Source organism: Terriglobia bacterium (genome assembly GCA_032252755.1).
Taxonomy (GTDB): domain Bacteria; phylum Acidobacteriota; class Terriglobia; order Terriglobales; family Acidobacteriaceae; genus JAVUPY01.
Map to the genome: position 1 here is coordinate 46,687 of JAVUPY010000054.1, position 15,292 is coordinate 61,978.

Here is a 15,292-nt window from a genome sequence, read left to right on the forward strand (position 1 = left end):
CTAGCAGAATTTCTAGCTCTGACTGAGAGTCCTGCAGTTGTTTGGGAATCTCCTGAATGGGACATTCCGTTACGCAGCCGTGCGGACTGACATTGCACAATCCAACTTTGTGTGCGCAGTGAACGGAGTTTGCGGACCACATCCGCAGGTCCACCGCCTCCCGACTGGAGAAAAAAGATGAACGCAACCCTTGCCCCTATTGCTCCCCCGCTATCCCTGCAGGAACAGGCCATTCTCGATGGCAAAAAGGTATTGACTGGAACAGCGACCGAGCGCGTTCTCAGGATGTTTGAGGCTATTCGTACTTTTGGCCCACCTCGTGTTGCGCTGGAACGTGCGATCTACTTTACGGAGTCTTTCAAGGCCACAGAAGGCCAGCCGCTGGTACTGCGCTGGGCAAAAGCCCTGAAGAACATTGCTGAGAAGATGACTGTCGCCATCTTCGACGATGAACTGATTGTGGGCCGTCCTAACACTTGGTTCGGACGGTACACCCTGGTCTATCCCGAGCTTGACGGCACAATCATCCAAGCCGGAGCGGAAGCATTCATCGCGGCGAAAGGGGCTCCAGACGCCGTTACCGTAACCAATGAGGACAAGAAGTTCATTGACGAGGTCCTTTTCCCTTATTGGAATGGCAAAGACTTCACGCCCAACTTCATTAAGGCCCTGCCTCCTGAAACCAGACACCTCTTTTGGGGCTCTGACCCCGAGAATGTCGGGACCAAGTTTTCGTTCGTGATTATCTCTACTTCCACGATGCGCCATTCCCAGAACTGGGTCATCGATTTCGAAAAGATGCTGAAACGTGGCTGCAAGGGCTTGCGCGAAGAGGCCCAGACACGATTGAATGCGCTGGAAGACCCGCGCGACCTGGCCTTCAAAAAGCCCTTCTACGAAGCGTCCATCATCGCTTGTGACGCACTGTCTCTCATCGCCAAGCGCTACTCCGAGTTTGCCGCCGAGTTGGCAGCCAAAACGACGAACATACAGCGCAAGAAGGAACTCGAGGAGATCGCAGCGATCTGCGCCTGGGTTCCGGAGAATCCGGCGCGTACCTTCCGGGAGGCGATCCAGGCGCAGTGGTTCACACAGCTCTTCTCGCGACTGGAGGAGATGGTCGGAGGACAGATCAACCAGGGCAGGATGGATCAGTACTTCTATCCCTTTTACAAGAAGGACATTGAAGAAGGGCGGATCACCCCGGAGGGCGCGCAGGAACTGTTCCAGTGCCTCTGGCTGAACCTGATGCAGAGCATCGAGTCCCAAATGTCACCATCCGCGGCCAAGGGCCGCGAGGGATTCTCTCACCACGAGACGGTGACCATCGGCGGCCAGACAACCGACGGTTTCGATGCCACCAACGAGCTCTCTTACTTGATCCTGGAATCGACGCGGCCTCTTCGGAGCAGCTACCCGGAGTTGGGAGTCCGGATCCACGCCAATACACCCGACCGGTTCCTGCATGCAGTGGCCGAGACCATCAAGGACGGAAAAGGTTCACCCAAACTGATCAACGACGAGTTCGAAGTGCCGTGGTTTTTGAGCAACGGGATCGAAAAGAGGGAAGCCCTGGATTACGCCATGTCGGGGTGCTCGGAATCGCGCCTGCCCAACCGCGAGACCCACAAGACCGGCAATGGCGGCATCAATTACGGCATTGTCATGGAGATGACTCTCCGTGATGGCAGGGTGAAGATTTACAACGATGAGCAGTTCGGCCTGAAGACGGGTGACCCGAGGACCTTCGAGACATACCACGATGTGTGGAATGCCTACCGGCTGCAACTGGAAAACGTCGTCAAGCACATCATGATCCAGAACTATATTGCGGCCGGGTTGAAGTCCAAGTACATCGCGGCTCCCCTGGCCTCCACGCTGCACGACCTGTGCATGGAGAACGGCAGGGACCTCCATACACACGCTGATTACATACCGGGAGCGCTGGATGCGTCCTGTATCGACGGGCTCGGAGGATTTGCGACCTGCATCGATTCTCTCGCTGCTATCAAGCACCTTATCTATGACACGAAGAAACTGACCTGGGACCAGCTCCTCGATGCCCTCGAGAAGAACTGGGAGGGCAAGGAAGCCATCCGACAGATGTGCCTCAATGCCCCGAAGTACGGCAATGGCATCGAGTGGGTGGACACCATCGGCTACCAGATACAGCGCACCGTTATGGAGTATGCCCACAGGCATCCCAGGCCGCATGGCCAGAGCGCCAACATGCGCATCATTCCGATTACGTTCCATAACCCCAGCGGCAGGGTGACAATGGCCACCCCGAACGGCCGGCATGCCGGGGAGTATCTCTCCGACGGGATCGTTCCCTCGCACGGCTGCGACACCAAGGGGCCCACGGTGACTCTGCAGTCCATCGCAAGGGCGACCTGCCAGCTCTACAAAGAGCATCGCGAAGACCTGCTCAACATGAAGATGTCGCCGGCGAACGTGAAAGGCGAGGAAGGAACGCGGCGGCTCATGCAGCTCATACGTGCCTGGAGCAGCCAAAAGCATGCGCACATCCAGTTCAACATTCTCAACAGAGAATCCTTGCTGGACGCGCAGAAGCACCCTGAGAAATATCGGGATCTCGTTGTGCGTGTTGCTGGTTACTGCGCGTACTTTGTCGACCTGTCGCCTTCGCAGCAGGCGGAGATCATTGCGCGGACGGAAGAACAGATGGGCTGAGTAACCGAACAAGAGTCTCGCCGGGCCTCCGCTGGTTGTGGCTGGTCAATAGCCAACGGATGGGCTGGGAGGTCAACGATGTCGGAAAAGAGGACGTGATCGTTCTCGTAAGTTTCCGCCAGTTAAGGTTAATTCGGGCCGCTCCTCAATGGCGCCCAAATTCAGAAGGAGAACAAAAATGGAAAAAATAGTATTGAAAGGCACTACCAGGACCGTCGGGAAGGCAGAAGGCGAAGCTCTGGTTAGTGACATGCCTCTTAGTTGGGCACCCTGTTCCATTCTGAACGATGGAACAATCACGATGGTTGGAAATCCGGTCAGTGGTCAGAACGTAAAAGACAAGATCGTTATCTACCCGACTGTGACAGGTTCCACTTCCGGCGCCTTCGGTTTGCTTTTCAAGATCAAGGGCACCAAAAAGGGTCCGGCTGGAATCATCTGCCGAGAACTTCATACCATCGATCTCTCCGGCGCACTCGCTGGCGATATTCCTTCCGTGGATGGCTTGGATAAGGACCCGATCAACACCATCAAGTCCGGCGACTGGGTGAAGATCGACGCTCCAGCGATCGGCAAGCAGGCCACCATCACCGTGGAAAGGAGATAGCGATGAAACTCACAACCTACGAAAAAGAAATGCTCGATGGTAAACACGGAGAGGCCAAACAGTACGCCATGGAAAAGCTGGTGGCCTTTGGCGAAGCTGTAGGCGCCGAAGAAATGGTCAAGGTATCGTTCATCCACTACATCGGCTGTGTCGAGGGCTTGCCAACCACCTCGAAGGAATATCAGCAGTTCGAGTGGGGACAGGGTCTAGTCTTGCAGCCGTTCTGGGACAAGGGCGCCAAGTTGGCCGACGATCCCAACCTTACTTGCTGTTGCGACCCATTCCTGATGCAGCTCGACAGGTATGAAGAGGAAGGGACTCCCTGGAACAACAAGTACTACAAAATGCCGGAGTCCGTTTATAAAGCGACGGTCGACGGCTACAACAAAATGAAGGAGCAGGGCTGGCTGCCTACCTACGCGTGCACGCCCCACTTCAACAGCGCATTGCCCAAGCCCGGGGAATATGCGGCATGCTGCGAATCCAGCGCCGCGTGTTATCTCAACACCATTCTCGGTGTTAAGACGAATCGGGAGAGTGCGATTGCCGCCCCGTATGCGGCGTTCACCGGTTGTATTCCGAAGTACGGAATGCTGCTGGACAAAAATCGCATACCGAAGGTGATCTACGAACTGGACGATGACATCAAGAACAACATTCTGGATGATCCGGGCGATTGGGCCGCTTTGGGCGGCGCCATCGCAAAGAGGGCGAATAACCGGTTACCGGCCGTGCTCAATATGCCCACCCGCTTGAAGAGTTCAGCAGCCAAGGCGTTGTGCGCATGCGCATCTCCTGGCATGAATGACCCAATGCTCCATCTGATCGGCATCACGCCTGGTTCTCCTACGCTGGAAGCTGCGTTTGGAGGCAAGGTCCCAGCAGATATCGAGCGAATCCACCTCAGCCTCAAGGATGTCGCAGACATGTATGCGGAGCTGAGAAACACCAAGAGCAACAAGGTGGACATCGTTCACTTCGGTTGCCCCGTCCTGATCTACGAAGAAATTCAGCAGATCGCTCGCGCCATCAAAGGCAAAAAAGTCCACAAAGACGTCATGCTCTGGGTGCAGTGCGATACGCCGAGCTATCTCATGGCTAAACACTACGGAGATGCCCAGATCATTGAGGAGGCCGGCGGGAAGATCTACCACCAGACATGTTGGGGCATGAATCAGTTGAGTGTCCCAGGCGTGTGGGGCAAGAACTTCAACGTCTGCACCAATAGCTTCAAGCAGTACAAGATCTTCGGAGGCTATGGGAACGGGACGACCTTCTGCAGCATGGACGAGATGATTCACGCCGCCGTGACAGGCGAGTACGTGCCAACTCGGTGGAAGCAGAAATACACAACCAAGATGGTCGACGCTGAGGAGTTCCAGGACGAGCGGTCATTGGTAAGTGTGTAAAGGGGCGTAGCACTTTGTCGGAACGCGGAAGGATCCGGCGAAGTATCGGAGATTGCGGGGCAGATTGCAGTCTGGATACTTCGCCGACCTGAAAGTAAGGTTTCAAATGTTCTCCTGACGGAAGAATCGATGTGCTGGGTAACCGAACAATATCCTCGCCGGGCCTTCGCTGGTTGCGGCGCAGCTTCAAGTACGTGAAGCTGTGCGCCGGCTTCGGGTCGGAGGGGACGACTTGGATCTACGCCAACCCGGAGGCCCTCGTCAATGCCGCGGTAACTGGCGTGTTCACGCCGACCACGCGTTGGGACTACTGGAGCCAGCCAAAGGAGAAGCGGTTGGATATGGATGAAGACCAAGTCCACGAGTTCGTAGGCATAGGGCACTAGGCCCGGACAACTCATGAAGAGTGCCCCCGGGAAACCGGGGGCGCATGATCTCAACCAATGACTAACTCGTGAGAGCGGCCATGAATTCACAGATGCCACGAATCGCCATCAACATCGGCAGCGGTTACCTCCCAGGTATCGACTTTGTCGTGGCTGGTGCAGTGCTGGCTGCGAGCGAACTCGGATGGGAAATTGTCGGAATTCGCGACGGCTACGATGGCCTACTTTTCCCAGGGCGTTATCCCCATGGAGGTTTGGTCAATCTTCGTCCGGAAATGATAGACGCGTCGGGTCGCGGAAGAAGTTTGATCGGGTCTGCTGCAAGGACTGATCCGTTCCACGTCAGGTCGATCAATCCCGAGAACCAGGTCGAGGAAGTCGACCGCTCTGACGATTTATTGAAAGCGCTGCACGAAGCGGGTATTGGAGCCGTTATTTCTCTGGTCGGAGGGAGCGCAATCACGGGGCTCCATGCCCTGAGTGTGGCGTTCAAACTGTACCGAAAGGGTTTGCGCACGATCTGCGTACCGAAGTCAGTCGAGAACGAAATCGCCTGCGTATCACAGGCATTTGGCTACAACAGTGTTCTCTCCCACACAGCCGAAACACTCGAACGGATTCGTATCGGTGCCGAGGACGTGGGCCGTCTTGCTGTAGTCGAAGTTCCGGGGCAACATGCCGGCTGGCTAGCATTGCAGTCCGGCATGGCCGCTCTCGCAGACGCGATCCTGGTACCGGAGATTCCCTTCGATCTCAAGAAAGTCGCAGACGCACTTCGTACTCACGAAAACGAGGGACGGCGACCCACTCTCGTCGTGGTTGCCGACGGCGCGCGCCCGGTAAATGGCGTCGAGGTTGCGGAAGCGCAGGGTGGGTTACGCACCAGCTTGACCCCCAATGCGGATCCTGATTTCGGCGAAGGAGAACACGTCATTGACCGTACCGGCGCGACGTCAAAGTCCGTGGCGATGGGACTGCAGAGGCTGACAGATCGCGATGTGCTGCCGTTTGCGCTTGGGCACCTGATTCGCGGCGGCGTCCCGACTGTAGTAGATCGTCAGCTTGGACTTGCTTATGGCGCCGGTGCCGTCAAGGCGCTGCACGCCGGTTCTGAAGGAGTAATGATCACGTTCGAACTGCCCGATATCAAGCGTGTCCCGCTGGCAGAGACACTTGGACGCATTCGCACCGTACCTGCCGGGAGCGAAATCATGAAGATTGCTCGCTCACTCGGCATCGCCTTCGGCGACTAGAGGAAAGACCTATGAGCCTAGCAACCGAGCGCGTAGCCAAACTGACCGGAAGGGTACTCAACGTCCAGCATTTCTGCACGAATGATGGCCCGGGTATACGTACAAACGTGTTCCTCAAGGGATGTTCATTGCGCTGTAAGTGGTGCTGCAACCCTGAGAGTATTCAACTCAAGCCTGAGCTCGCCTTTGATCTCAAGCTCTGCATCGGCGTGAAGGAATGCGGGCTTTGTCTCAAAGAGTGCCCTGAGAGCGCGATTTATGTCATCGATGCCGATGGTAAGGTGCGAATCAACTGGGACCTGTGCACGAATTGCAGCAAGTGTTGCCCAGTATGTCCAGGCAATTCGCTATACAACTTCGGCAAGGAGATGACCGTTGACGATGTACTTGCCGAAGTAGAGCAGGATTCTTCGTTCTATCGGGAATCAGGCGGTGGCATAACGCTCTCCGGTGGAGAGTGCACACTCCAGCCTGATTTCAGCGCCGCGCTGCTCGCCGAAGCACATCAGCGTGGGATCAACACGGCGATCGAGACAGCGGGCAACGTGCCTTGGGAGTTTTTCCGTCGCGTCGTCGAACACACCGACATTGTCATGCACGACCACAAACTCAGCGATCCGTCTCGCCACAAGAAATGGGTCGGTGTCGACAACGTCAGGATTAAGGCAAATTTCCGGCGTGCTTACGAAACGTTTCCGGACAAGACCTTTATCGCTCGCACACCCGTGATTCCGGGCGTCAACGACGATGAGGAACATATTCGAGCAGTACTCGACTTCATTCGCCCTTACAAGAACGTGGTCGACTACCAGTTGTTGCCATACCACCGATATGGCGAAACGAAATACAGCTTCCTGGGACGTGTTTTTGAACTGAAAGATTTCCCGTCGTTGCCCACAGAAACACTGCGCCGCCTGCAGGCGATCGTCGACGAGGCGTTTGGCCGCACGGCGAAATGAGGTGCTGATAGGCAACAGACGACGTGTGTGGAGTGAGGCCCCAATTGCCTGATTCTCGGCGGTGTGAATTATTAGGCCGCAAGAAAGGGGTAAAGGTTCGATGGAACAGATACTTCACAAGATTCAGGCCATTACGATCGTCATCTTCATGGTGGGCAACCTGCTGGAGGTGGGACTCAGGCTCAAGGTTGCCGAAGCCCTCGCTGTCTTCCGGAACGTGCGCTTCCTGGTGACATCGTTGGTCTGGTGTTTTGTCCTGGGTCCAGCCCTGGCCGTGTTGCTCACGAAACTCATTCCGTTAGCTGCACCCTACGCCATCGGCCTGGTGTTACTGGGGATGGCGCCATGCTCCCCGGCTATCCCGGTCATGATGAAAAAATCAGGTGGAAGCTTGGCTTACATGTCGGCTTTCATGCTGATCGCCTATGCCGGAACAGTGCTGTTGATGCCGTTTATGGTGCCATGGTTGGTGAAGGGATTCGCCGCGGATCCTTGGACTATCGCCAAGCCGCTCCTGTTTTTCATTACGCTACCGCTGATCATCGGAGCAGCGATTCGACACGTCACGGAAACGACTGCGGAGAAAGCAGCTCCCATCGTCAACAAGGTGACGGGCTTGAATACGCTCATCCTGTGTCTCATTCTGCTCTGGGTTTACAGGGGAGAGATATTTAGCGCGGTTGGGACATACGCAATCGGCAGCCAGATCCTGTGCTACGCATTGCTGGGATTTGGGTCGTATTTACTTAGCTTCGGACTTTCCTATGAACAGAAAGCCCCGATGGTTCTCGGCGTCTGCACGCGCAACGTCGGCCCTGCTCTTGCAACACTACTTGGGGTAGCCAGCGCGCCCCAGGGCGCGATCACGATGTGCATCCTGGCAATATTCCTCGGAGCCATCCTCTCCGGGTTCGTCGCTGCGGCGGTGCTGAAACGCTTTTGTGCTCCGGTCATCCGGCCAAGTCGGGAAGCTTCCTCGGATCAGGGAGGAGAGCATGTCGAAGTGCCTAAACAACATGCAATTCACCTCTGAGCCGGTCCGTCATCGCGTTTGCCGCCGCGTTTTGTCGGTAACGGCAGTTTGGTACGTGAGCCTGCTTCGCCATAGTGAGGGGTGGACTCACTTGGACTGCCGAGAAGGGTTTGCTTGCTGAGGGGGAGAGATCCGTTATGTAGCAACGCTGCGCAAGGGCAGCACTCATGGAATTGATTCAGACATTCTTGACTCAGCAGCCTTTCCTGGCGCTCTTCCTTGTGATCGCCCTGGGCTACGGCCTTGGCTCCATCAACATCAAAGGCTTTTCGCTCGGGGTCGGTGCCGTTATCTTTTCAGGACTCTTCATTGGGGCGATCGCACCGAAGTGTCAGCCACCTGCCATGGTGGGAACACTCGGCTTGGTAATGTTCCTCTATGGCTTGGGAGTTCAGTTCGGAAAACAGTTCTTCGAGGGTTTGGCCGGAGCAGCCGGACGACGCTACAACCTGCTTTCAATCATTGCGCTGACCGCCGCAGCAATTGTTACTGTCGTGGAACTTTTTTTAATGAATATTCCCCGCGCGCTATTGGCGGGGCTTTTCGCTGGTTCTGGCACGAGCGCCGCAACGATGCAGGCAGCAATGGAAGCAGCGAAGAACAGCGATCCCGCGGTGGGATACAGCGTCGCGTTCCCCTTTGGTCTGGTCGGAGCAATCTTGTGCATGTACTTCATGCAAGTGTTCGTGAAGCCCGATCTGGAATCTGCCTTAAAGCCGGGATTACAAACCCTCGAGGTCGCGGTTCATTCAGCTGACGTGGTGGGGCATCCTCTCGGGGAGTTAATGTCACGATTGCCTGAAGGTGTACAGGTGCTGCTTGTGCGCGCAGGCAATGAAAACAAGTTCCCAACGCCGGAGCTGATCATAGAAGAAGGCGACATATTGTTTCTTGGAAGCAAAGACAAGGCGCCGTTGGCGGAGGCCAGAGACCTATTGGGCAAAAGTGCATCGGGTAAGGTCACCAGTGATCGGTCCAAGATTGATTACATGTTTGCCTTCGTATCAAAGCCAGACCTTGTGGGTACTCGGTTGTCGAGCCTGACAATGCCCGCGGGCGTGGAAGCAAGGATTATGCACGTTCAACGCGGCGATAACGAGATGCTGGCAGGGCCAGGGATCACACTGGAAATGGGTGATCGTGTGGGAGTGCTGACGGATCGCGCGAACTTCCAAATGTTGCGGAAATTCTTCGGGAACTCGATTCGGGGTACAACAGAATTCAGCTATGTCAGCCTCGGAATCGGGATCATGCTGGGAGTGTTTCTCGGTATAGCGCCAGTACCACTGCCGGGCGTCGGAACGCTGCGACTTGGGGTTGCTGGTGGTGCGCTCATTGTCGCGTTAATCCTGGGAAAACTCGGGCGGACCGGAAACTTGACTTGGACCATGCCAATATCCGCAAACCTCACCTTGAGAAACGCCGGACTCTCAATTTTTCTTGCGCAGGTGGGAATGAGTTCGGGCGGACCCTTCGTCAAGGTTGTGCATGACAGTGGGCTGGTCCTGCTAGGTGCAGGCGCCTGTATTCTGTTAGCACTGGCACTAACGCCACTGCTCATCGGCCACTTCGGGATGCGCATGCCATTCGACGACCTCTTAGGGGTTACCGCCGGCGTGACCGGCACGCCAGCGATCCTCGCATATGCATACCGGTCTTATCCGTCCGACCGCGTAGAGATTTCCTACGCGATGATCTATCCCGCTGCAACTATCGTCAAAATCGTAATTGCGCAGTTACTTATCGCTGTCGGCACAACTGGGGGCAGTTCTTAGGCTACAAAAGGAACATTCATAACGATGACTGCGCATTTTACAAAACGTCGTGAAGGGTGATCAGCATGAAACGATCAGCGTGGTTCGCGCTCGTATTGGCATTGATTTCCGCGTCGGCGACGTCTGTCGCTCAAGTTCAAGATGAAGCCACGCTTGCAGACAACAAAATCCATCTCGAATTCATGCCTTATCTCATTGCTCCAGGAATGGGCGGCGACGTAACAGTGAACGGGACAACGGAAACTCTGAATGCGAGTGCTGGAGATGTATTGAGCCATCTTCAGTTCGGGTTCATGGCCCGTACCGGTATTAGTTACAACCGACTCTTCGTTGGAACCGATACTGTATATATGGGGCTCGGCGGTGCTAACGATGCGGTGGATGTTGGATTCGATCAATGGGCTGCAGAACTGCTAGGCGGCTATCGCGTACACCCACGTATCTCCTTGCTGGGCGGTGTTAGATACAACAGTCTCAGCGCAAACCTCAAGTTCAAGGGACCCCTTGAATCGAATATTCGCGGTTCGCAGGTATGGTGGGACCCGTTTTTCGGCGCCGTCGGCAATATTCCCCTTGGCAAGAAACTAAGTGCCTCGACTCGATTCGATATAGGCGGATTTGGCGCCGGATCACAAATCGCCGTCAATGCCGAGCCGCTTCTGAACTATCAATTCACCCGACGCTTCATGGGAACCGTGGGTTGGAAGTTCCTCTACCAAGATTACGTGAACAAGGGACAGGCGTTTGAATACGACGTGTTAACACAGGGTCCGGTGCTTGGTCTCGCGATTCGTTGGTGATGCGATAACGCTGACCGAGAAGAGAGGCAAGTATGAAATCGAAGCAGAACCTTCCAATCGACTATGTGCAGACTTCTGAGCAGAAGCGCCTGAATGATTACCGCGAGATCGGCATACCCTGGAAGAAATGGGGCCCCTATCTCAGCGAGCGACAGTGGGGTACAGTTCGCGAAGACTATAGTCAGGGCGGCAACGCCTGGGATTATTTTACCCATGATCAGGCGCGTTCTCGTGCGTACCGGTGGGGCGAAGACGGACTGGCCGGCATTTCAGACGATCAACAGCAACTCTGTTTTGCTGTCGCCATGTGGAACGGCCGCGATCCTATTCTAAAGGAGCGCCTGTTCGGATTAACGAACAGCGAGGGTAATCACGGCGAGGATGTCAAAGAATACTATTTCTACATCGACAGCACTCCTACCCACTCGTATATGAAGTATCTCTACAAGTACCCTCAGCGGGATTATCCCTATCGCGACCTTGTGGAAACAAACAGGCGTCTCTCGAGGGACGAGTTCGAGTATGAATTACTCGATACCGGAGTCTTTGACGATGATCGTTACTTCGATGTGTTTGTCGAATACGCCAAGGCTGACCCCGAAGATCTCTTGATCCGTATCTCCGCCCACAATCGTGGACCGGAAACAGCTGAAATCCACTTGCTTCCAACATTGTGGTTTCGTAACACGTGGTCGTGGGCGGAGGGCGATATTAAGCCGAATCTGAGGAAGACAGGTGAAGGCGAAGTGCTTGCGTCGCATCCGGTACTTGTCAACTACAAGTTACAGTGCGAGGGCAACCCGGCCCTACTCTTCACGGAGAATGAGTCCAACGCGAGCCGACTGTGGGGCCAACCGAACCCGACTCCCTACGTCAAAGACGCCTTCCATGAGTGCGTGGTATCAGGCAAGAAAGACGCGGTGAATCCGGATTGCTCCGGCACAAAGGCTGCGGCCCATTATGTACTGCAGATTCCCGCCGGTGGTCACAAGTCAGTTCGGCTGCGCCTGAGCGCGAATCCGGTAATGGATGCCTTTTCGAACTTTGACAAGATCTTTGCTGGTCGACTTGACGAAGCAAATGAGTTTTATGATCGAATCACCCCAAGCTCTTTAAGTGAGGATGAACGGCGCGTTCATCGGCAAGCTCTTGCCGGAATGTTGTGGACTAAGCAGTTCTACTATTTCGACCTTGATAGATGGCTCGCTGAGCATGACGCTCATCCAATGACGGGAGCGGGTAGCCACAATATTCGGAACACCGAATGGTTCCACATGTTGAATCGCGACATCATTTCGATGCCGGACAAATGGGAATACCCCTGGTATGCGGCCTGGGATTTGGCTTTTCACACTCTCTCCCTTTCTTTGGTGGATTTCGATTTTGCCAAAGACCAACTCTTGCTCATGCTGCGGAACCTCTATGCTCACCCCAATGGGCAGATCCCGGCCTACGAATGGAATTTCAGCGATGTAAATCCGCCAGTACACGCCTGGGCCACCCTGTTCCTTTACAACATCGAGAAAGAATTGGGTCGTGCCGACCTACGTTTCCTGGAACGCTCCTTCCAGGGCCTGATGCTCAATTTCAACTGGTGGGTCAATCGCAAAGATCCCGAAGGCCGTAATGTGTTTGCCGGGGGATTTCTCGGGCTGGACAACATTGGCGTCTTCGATCGAAGTTCCAAGTTGCCAACCGGAGGTCATCTCGACCAGGCAGATGGAACCGCATGGATGGCTTTCTACTGCCAGTGCATGTTGGAGATCGCGCTGATCCTCACTGAGTACGATTCAATGTATGAGGAAATCGCCTTCAAGTTTCTGGAGCAGTTCGTCTGGATCACCTATGCCATGGATCGTATCGGAGGGGGTCACGACGGAATGTGGGACGCGCAGGACGGATTCTTCTATGACCTGTTGCACTTCCCGAACGGCGACTCCATGCGACTCAAGATTCGTTCGATGGTTGGATTGCTGCCTCTTTGTGCTTCCACCGTATTTGAACCCGGATTTGTAGCGCGCCATCCACGCATTTTGGAGTTGGGCCAGTTGTTCAGGAAGCGCCATCCCGATGTATTGAAACATGCCAGAGGCTCAGAAGAAGCGTTAATAGGCCAATGTGGTCGACGGTTGCTCGCGGTACTTAACAAGGAGAAATTGCAGCGAACACTCCATTACATGCTCGACGAGAATGAGTTCCTGAGCCCTTATGGCATCCGTTCTCTGTCCCGTTACCACCTTGAGCATCCATTTGTCTTCCAGGTTGGATCGCAGGAGTACAGAGTGGACTATCTGCCCGCTGAATCTAATACAGGAATGTTCGGCGGCAATTCCAACTGGCGTGGTCCGGTGTGGATGCCGGTGAATGTGCTCTTAATACGAGGCCTCATGAACCTCTATCAGTTCTACGGAGATGATTTTAAAGTCGAGTGCCCCACGGGCTCCGGAACACAAATGACTCTGTTTGAGGTTGCTCAGGAAATCTCCCGCAGACTTTCTGGCATTTTCCTCCGCGACCAGAATGGAAACCGTCCAGTTTACGGTGGTACCAAGAAGTTCCAGGAAGATCCTTACTGGCGAGACTACATCTTGTTCTACGAATATTTTCACGGTGATAACGGAGCAGGACTTGGTGCCAGTCATCAAACGGGATGGACTGGAGTTGTTGCGCGGATTATGGACCTGTTTGCTCGGACGAATGCGGCTGACCTATTGGAGACGTCGAAACACGAACTGCTCGCAAAGCAGACAAGAGAACAAGTGGCAGGCCGCTAATTAACTCCACCGGGGTGTTTTGCAGGAAGTAGGCAAGTATCTTTGCGATGAGCCAGTTGAGCCAATGACGGCCCACAAGAGGAGATCGAGATGAAACCGTGGCCGAAGCATCCTGTCATTTACGAAATCAACACGTGGGTCTGGCTTGCAGAACTGGCTCAAAGGTTTGGAACCTTCGTGGATCTCGGTTCTGTGCCTCAGTCCGAATACGATGCGATTGCAGCGGGTGGCTTCGATGCGGTCTGGTTTATGGGTGTATGGGAACGCAGCCCCGCCGGCATTTCTATTGCGAACCGGAACGAAAACCTGCTCGCAGATTTTCGCCGTGCTCTCCCAGACTTTCGTCCTGAAGACAATGTAGGTTCTCCTTATTGCATTCGACGTTACGTGGTGGATCAGCACCTGGGTGGGGCGGCTGGCTTGGCGATTGCGCGCAGAGAACTTGCTAAGCGAGGCATGCGGCTGATCCTGGACTTCGTGCCGAATCACGTCGCGCCCGATCATCCGTGGGCAAACGAGCATCCTGAGTACTTTATCCAGGGAAGCGCTGACGACCTTCGAAACGACCCGGCCTCCTACCTTCAAATGGGTAGCTTGGTGTACGCCTGCGGAAGGGATCCGTATTTCCCGGCATGGCCAGATGTGCTGCAACTCAACGCTTTTCAACCGGAGCTGCGAGCTGCTGTCGTGGAGACGGTATCGGATATTGCTGCTCAGTGCGATGGTGTGCGATGCGACATGGCAATGCTCCTGGTGAACTCGGTCTTCGAGCGGACGTGGGGTGGGCGCGCGGGAACAAAACCAACAACAGAGTACTGGGTCGAACCAATCCGCGCTGCGAAGCTGAAATATCCCAACTTCCTCTTCATCGCCGAGGCGTATTGGGATATGGAATGGGAGTTGCAGCAACTGGGCTTTGACTTTTGCTACGACAAACGACTTTACGATCGTCTTGAGCATGACGGCGCAGAAAACATTCGTCTTCATCTCTGCGCTGAGGTGGCGTACCAGGAGAAACTGTTGAGGTTCATCGAGAACCACGACGAGCCTCGGGCAGCGGCGGCATTTTATCCAGCCAAAGAAAAAGCCGCTGCGGTGGTGACCTCGACCCTGATGGGCGCAAGGCTCTTTCACGAAGGGCAGCTCGAGGGTCGCAAGGTGAGGCTGCCTGTCTTTCTGGGCAGGCGCCCAAGCGAGAGTGTCGATCCGGATATTCAGGAGTTCTACAAGAAGCTGTTGCTGGCCATCGATAAACCAGTATTTCGAGAAGGTGAGTGGAGCCTCTGCCAATGCACGGGTTGGCCCGACAATCGGTCTTTTCAAAATGTGGTCGCTTGGCGCTGGAGTAACCTCGACGAGCGATTCCTGATCGTCGTGAATCTGAGCGACGCTCCTGCTCAAGCAATTGTTCACGTCGGGTGGGAGGATTTAGCAGGTCAGAACTGGATCTTCAGAGACACGTTGTCGGACGCAACTTACGACCGCTGCGGAGATGAACTTCTGTCGTCAGGTTTGTACATCGAGCTTGCACCGTGGAACTGTCACTTTTGTGAGTGCCAAAAGAGGGTACCAGCACAATTCGTAGTGGAAACTGCGGCTTGA

The 15,292-nt window shown here is 54.9% G+C and carries 11 protein-coding genes; all 11 read left to right on the top strand.

The window, feature by feature from the left end:
• Window positions 1-177: 177 nt before the first annotated feature.
• The gene (locus tag ROO76_13140; protein ID MDT8069103.1) at window positions 178-2,694 is read left to right on the top strand and encodes a pyruvate formate lyase family protein; all 2,517 of its coding nucleotides are present in this window, start codon (window positions 178-180) and stop codon (window positions 2,692-2,694) included.
• Window positions 2,695-2,872: 178 nt separating this feature from the next.
• A complete protein-coding gene (locus ROO76_13145) occupies window positions 2,873-3,301 on the top strand; it encodes a DUF126 domain-containing protein (GenBank protein ID MDT8069104.1) in 429 nt (142 codons plus the stop codon).
• A gap of 2 nt (window positions 3,302-3,303) precedes the next feature.
• On the top strand, window positions 3,304-4,710 hold the full coding sequence (locus tag ROO76_13150) for an aconitase X catalytic domain-containing protein (protein MDT8069105.1): 1,407 nt from the start codon (window positions 3,304-3,306) through the stop codon (window positions 4,708-4,710).
• Between the two features lie 131 nt (window positions 4,711-4,841).
• On the top strand, window positions 4,842-5,096 hold the full coding sequence (locus ROO76_13155; GenBank protein MDT8069106.1) for a hypothetical protein: 255 nt from the start codon (window positions 4,842-4,844) through the stop codon (window positions 5,094-5,096).
• 80 nt (window positions 5,097-5,176) lie between these two features.
• Window positions 5,177-6,349 carry a 6-phosphofructokinase gene (locus ROO76_13160; GenBank protein ID MDT8069107.1) on the top strand — a complete coding sequence of 391 codons (1,173 nt, stop codon included), beginning with the start codon at window positions 5,177-5,179 and terminating at the stop codon, window positions 6,347-6,349.
• Between the two features lie 11 nt (window positions 6,350-6,360).
• Window positions 6,361-7,308 (top strand): glycyl-radical enzyme activating protein, encoded by a 948-nt coding sequence (locus ROO76_13165; GenBank protein ID MDT8069108.1) that lies wholly within the window; start codon window positions 6,361-6,363, stop codon window positions 7,306-7,308.
• A 100-nt stretch (window positions 7,309-7,408) separates the two neighbouring features.
• Window positions 7,409-8,341 (top strand): bile acid:sodium symporter, encoded by a 933-nt coding sequence (locus tag ROO76_13170; protein ID MDT8069109.1) that lies wholly within the window; start codon window positions 7,409-7,411, stop codon window positions 8,339-8,341.
• A 167-nt stretch (window positions 8,342-8,508) separates the two neighbouring features.
• Window positions 8,509-10,116 carry a TrkA C-terminal domain-containing protein gene (locus ROO76_13175; GenBank protein MDT8069110.1) on the top strand — a complete coding sequence of 536 codons (1,608 nt, stop codon included), beginning with the start codon at window positions 8,509-8,511 and terminating at the stop codon, window positions 10,114-10,116.
• 56 nt (window positions 10,117-10,172) lie between these two features.
• A complete protein-coding gene (locus tag ROO76_13180) occupies window positions 10,173-10,916 on the top strand; it encodes a hypothetical protein (GenBank protein ID MDT8069111.1) in 744 nt (247 codons plus the stop codon).
• Between the two features lie 32 nt (window positions 10,917-10,948).
• Entirely contained in the window at window positions 10,949-13,690 is a 2,742-nt protein-coding gene (locus tag ROO76_13185) for a glucosidase (protein ID MDT8069112.1), read from the top strand.
• Window positions 13,691-13,780: 90 nt separating this feature from the next.
• Window positions 13,781-15,292 (top strand): alpha-amylase family glycosyl hydrolase, encoded by a 1,512-nt coding sequence (locus ROO76_13190; protein MDT8069113.1) that lies wholly within the window; start codon window positions 13,781-13,783, stop codon window positions 15,290-15,292.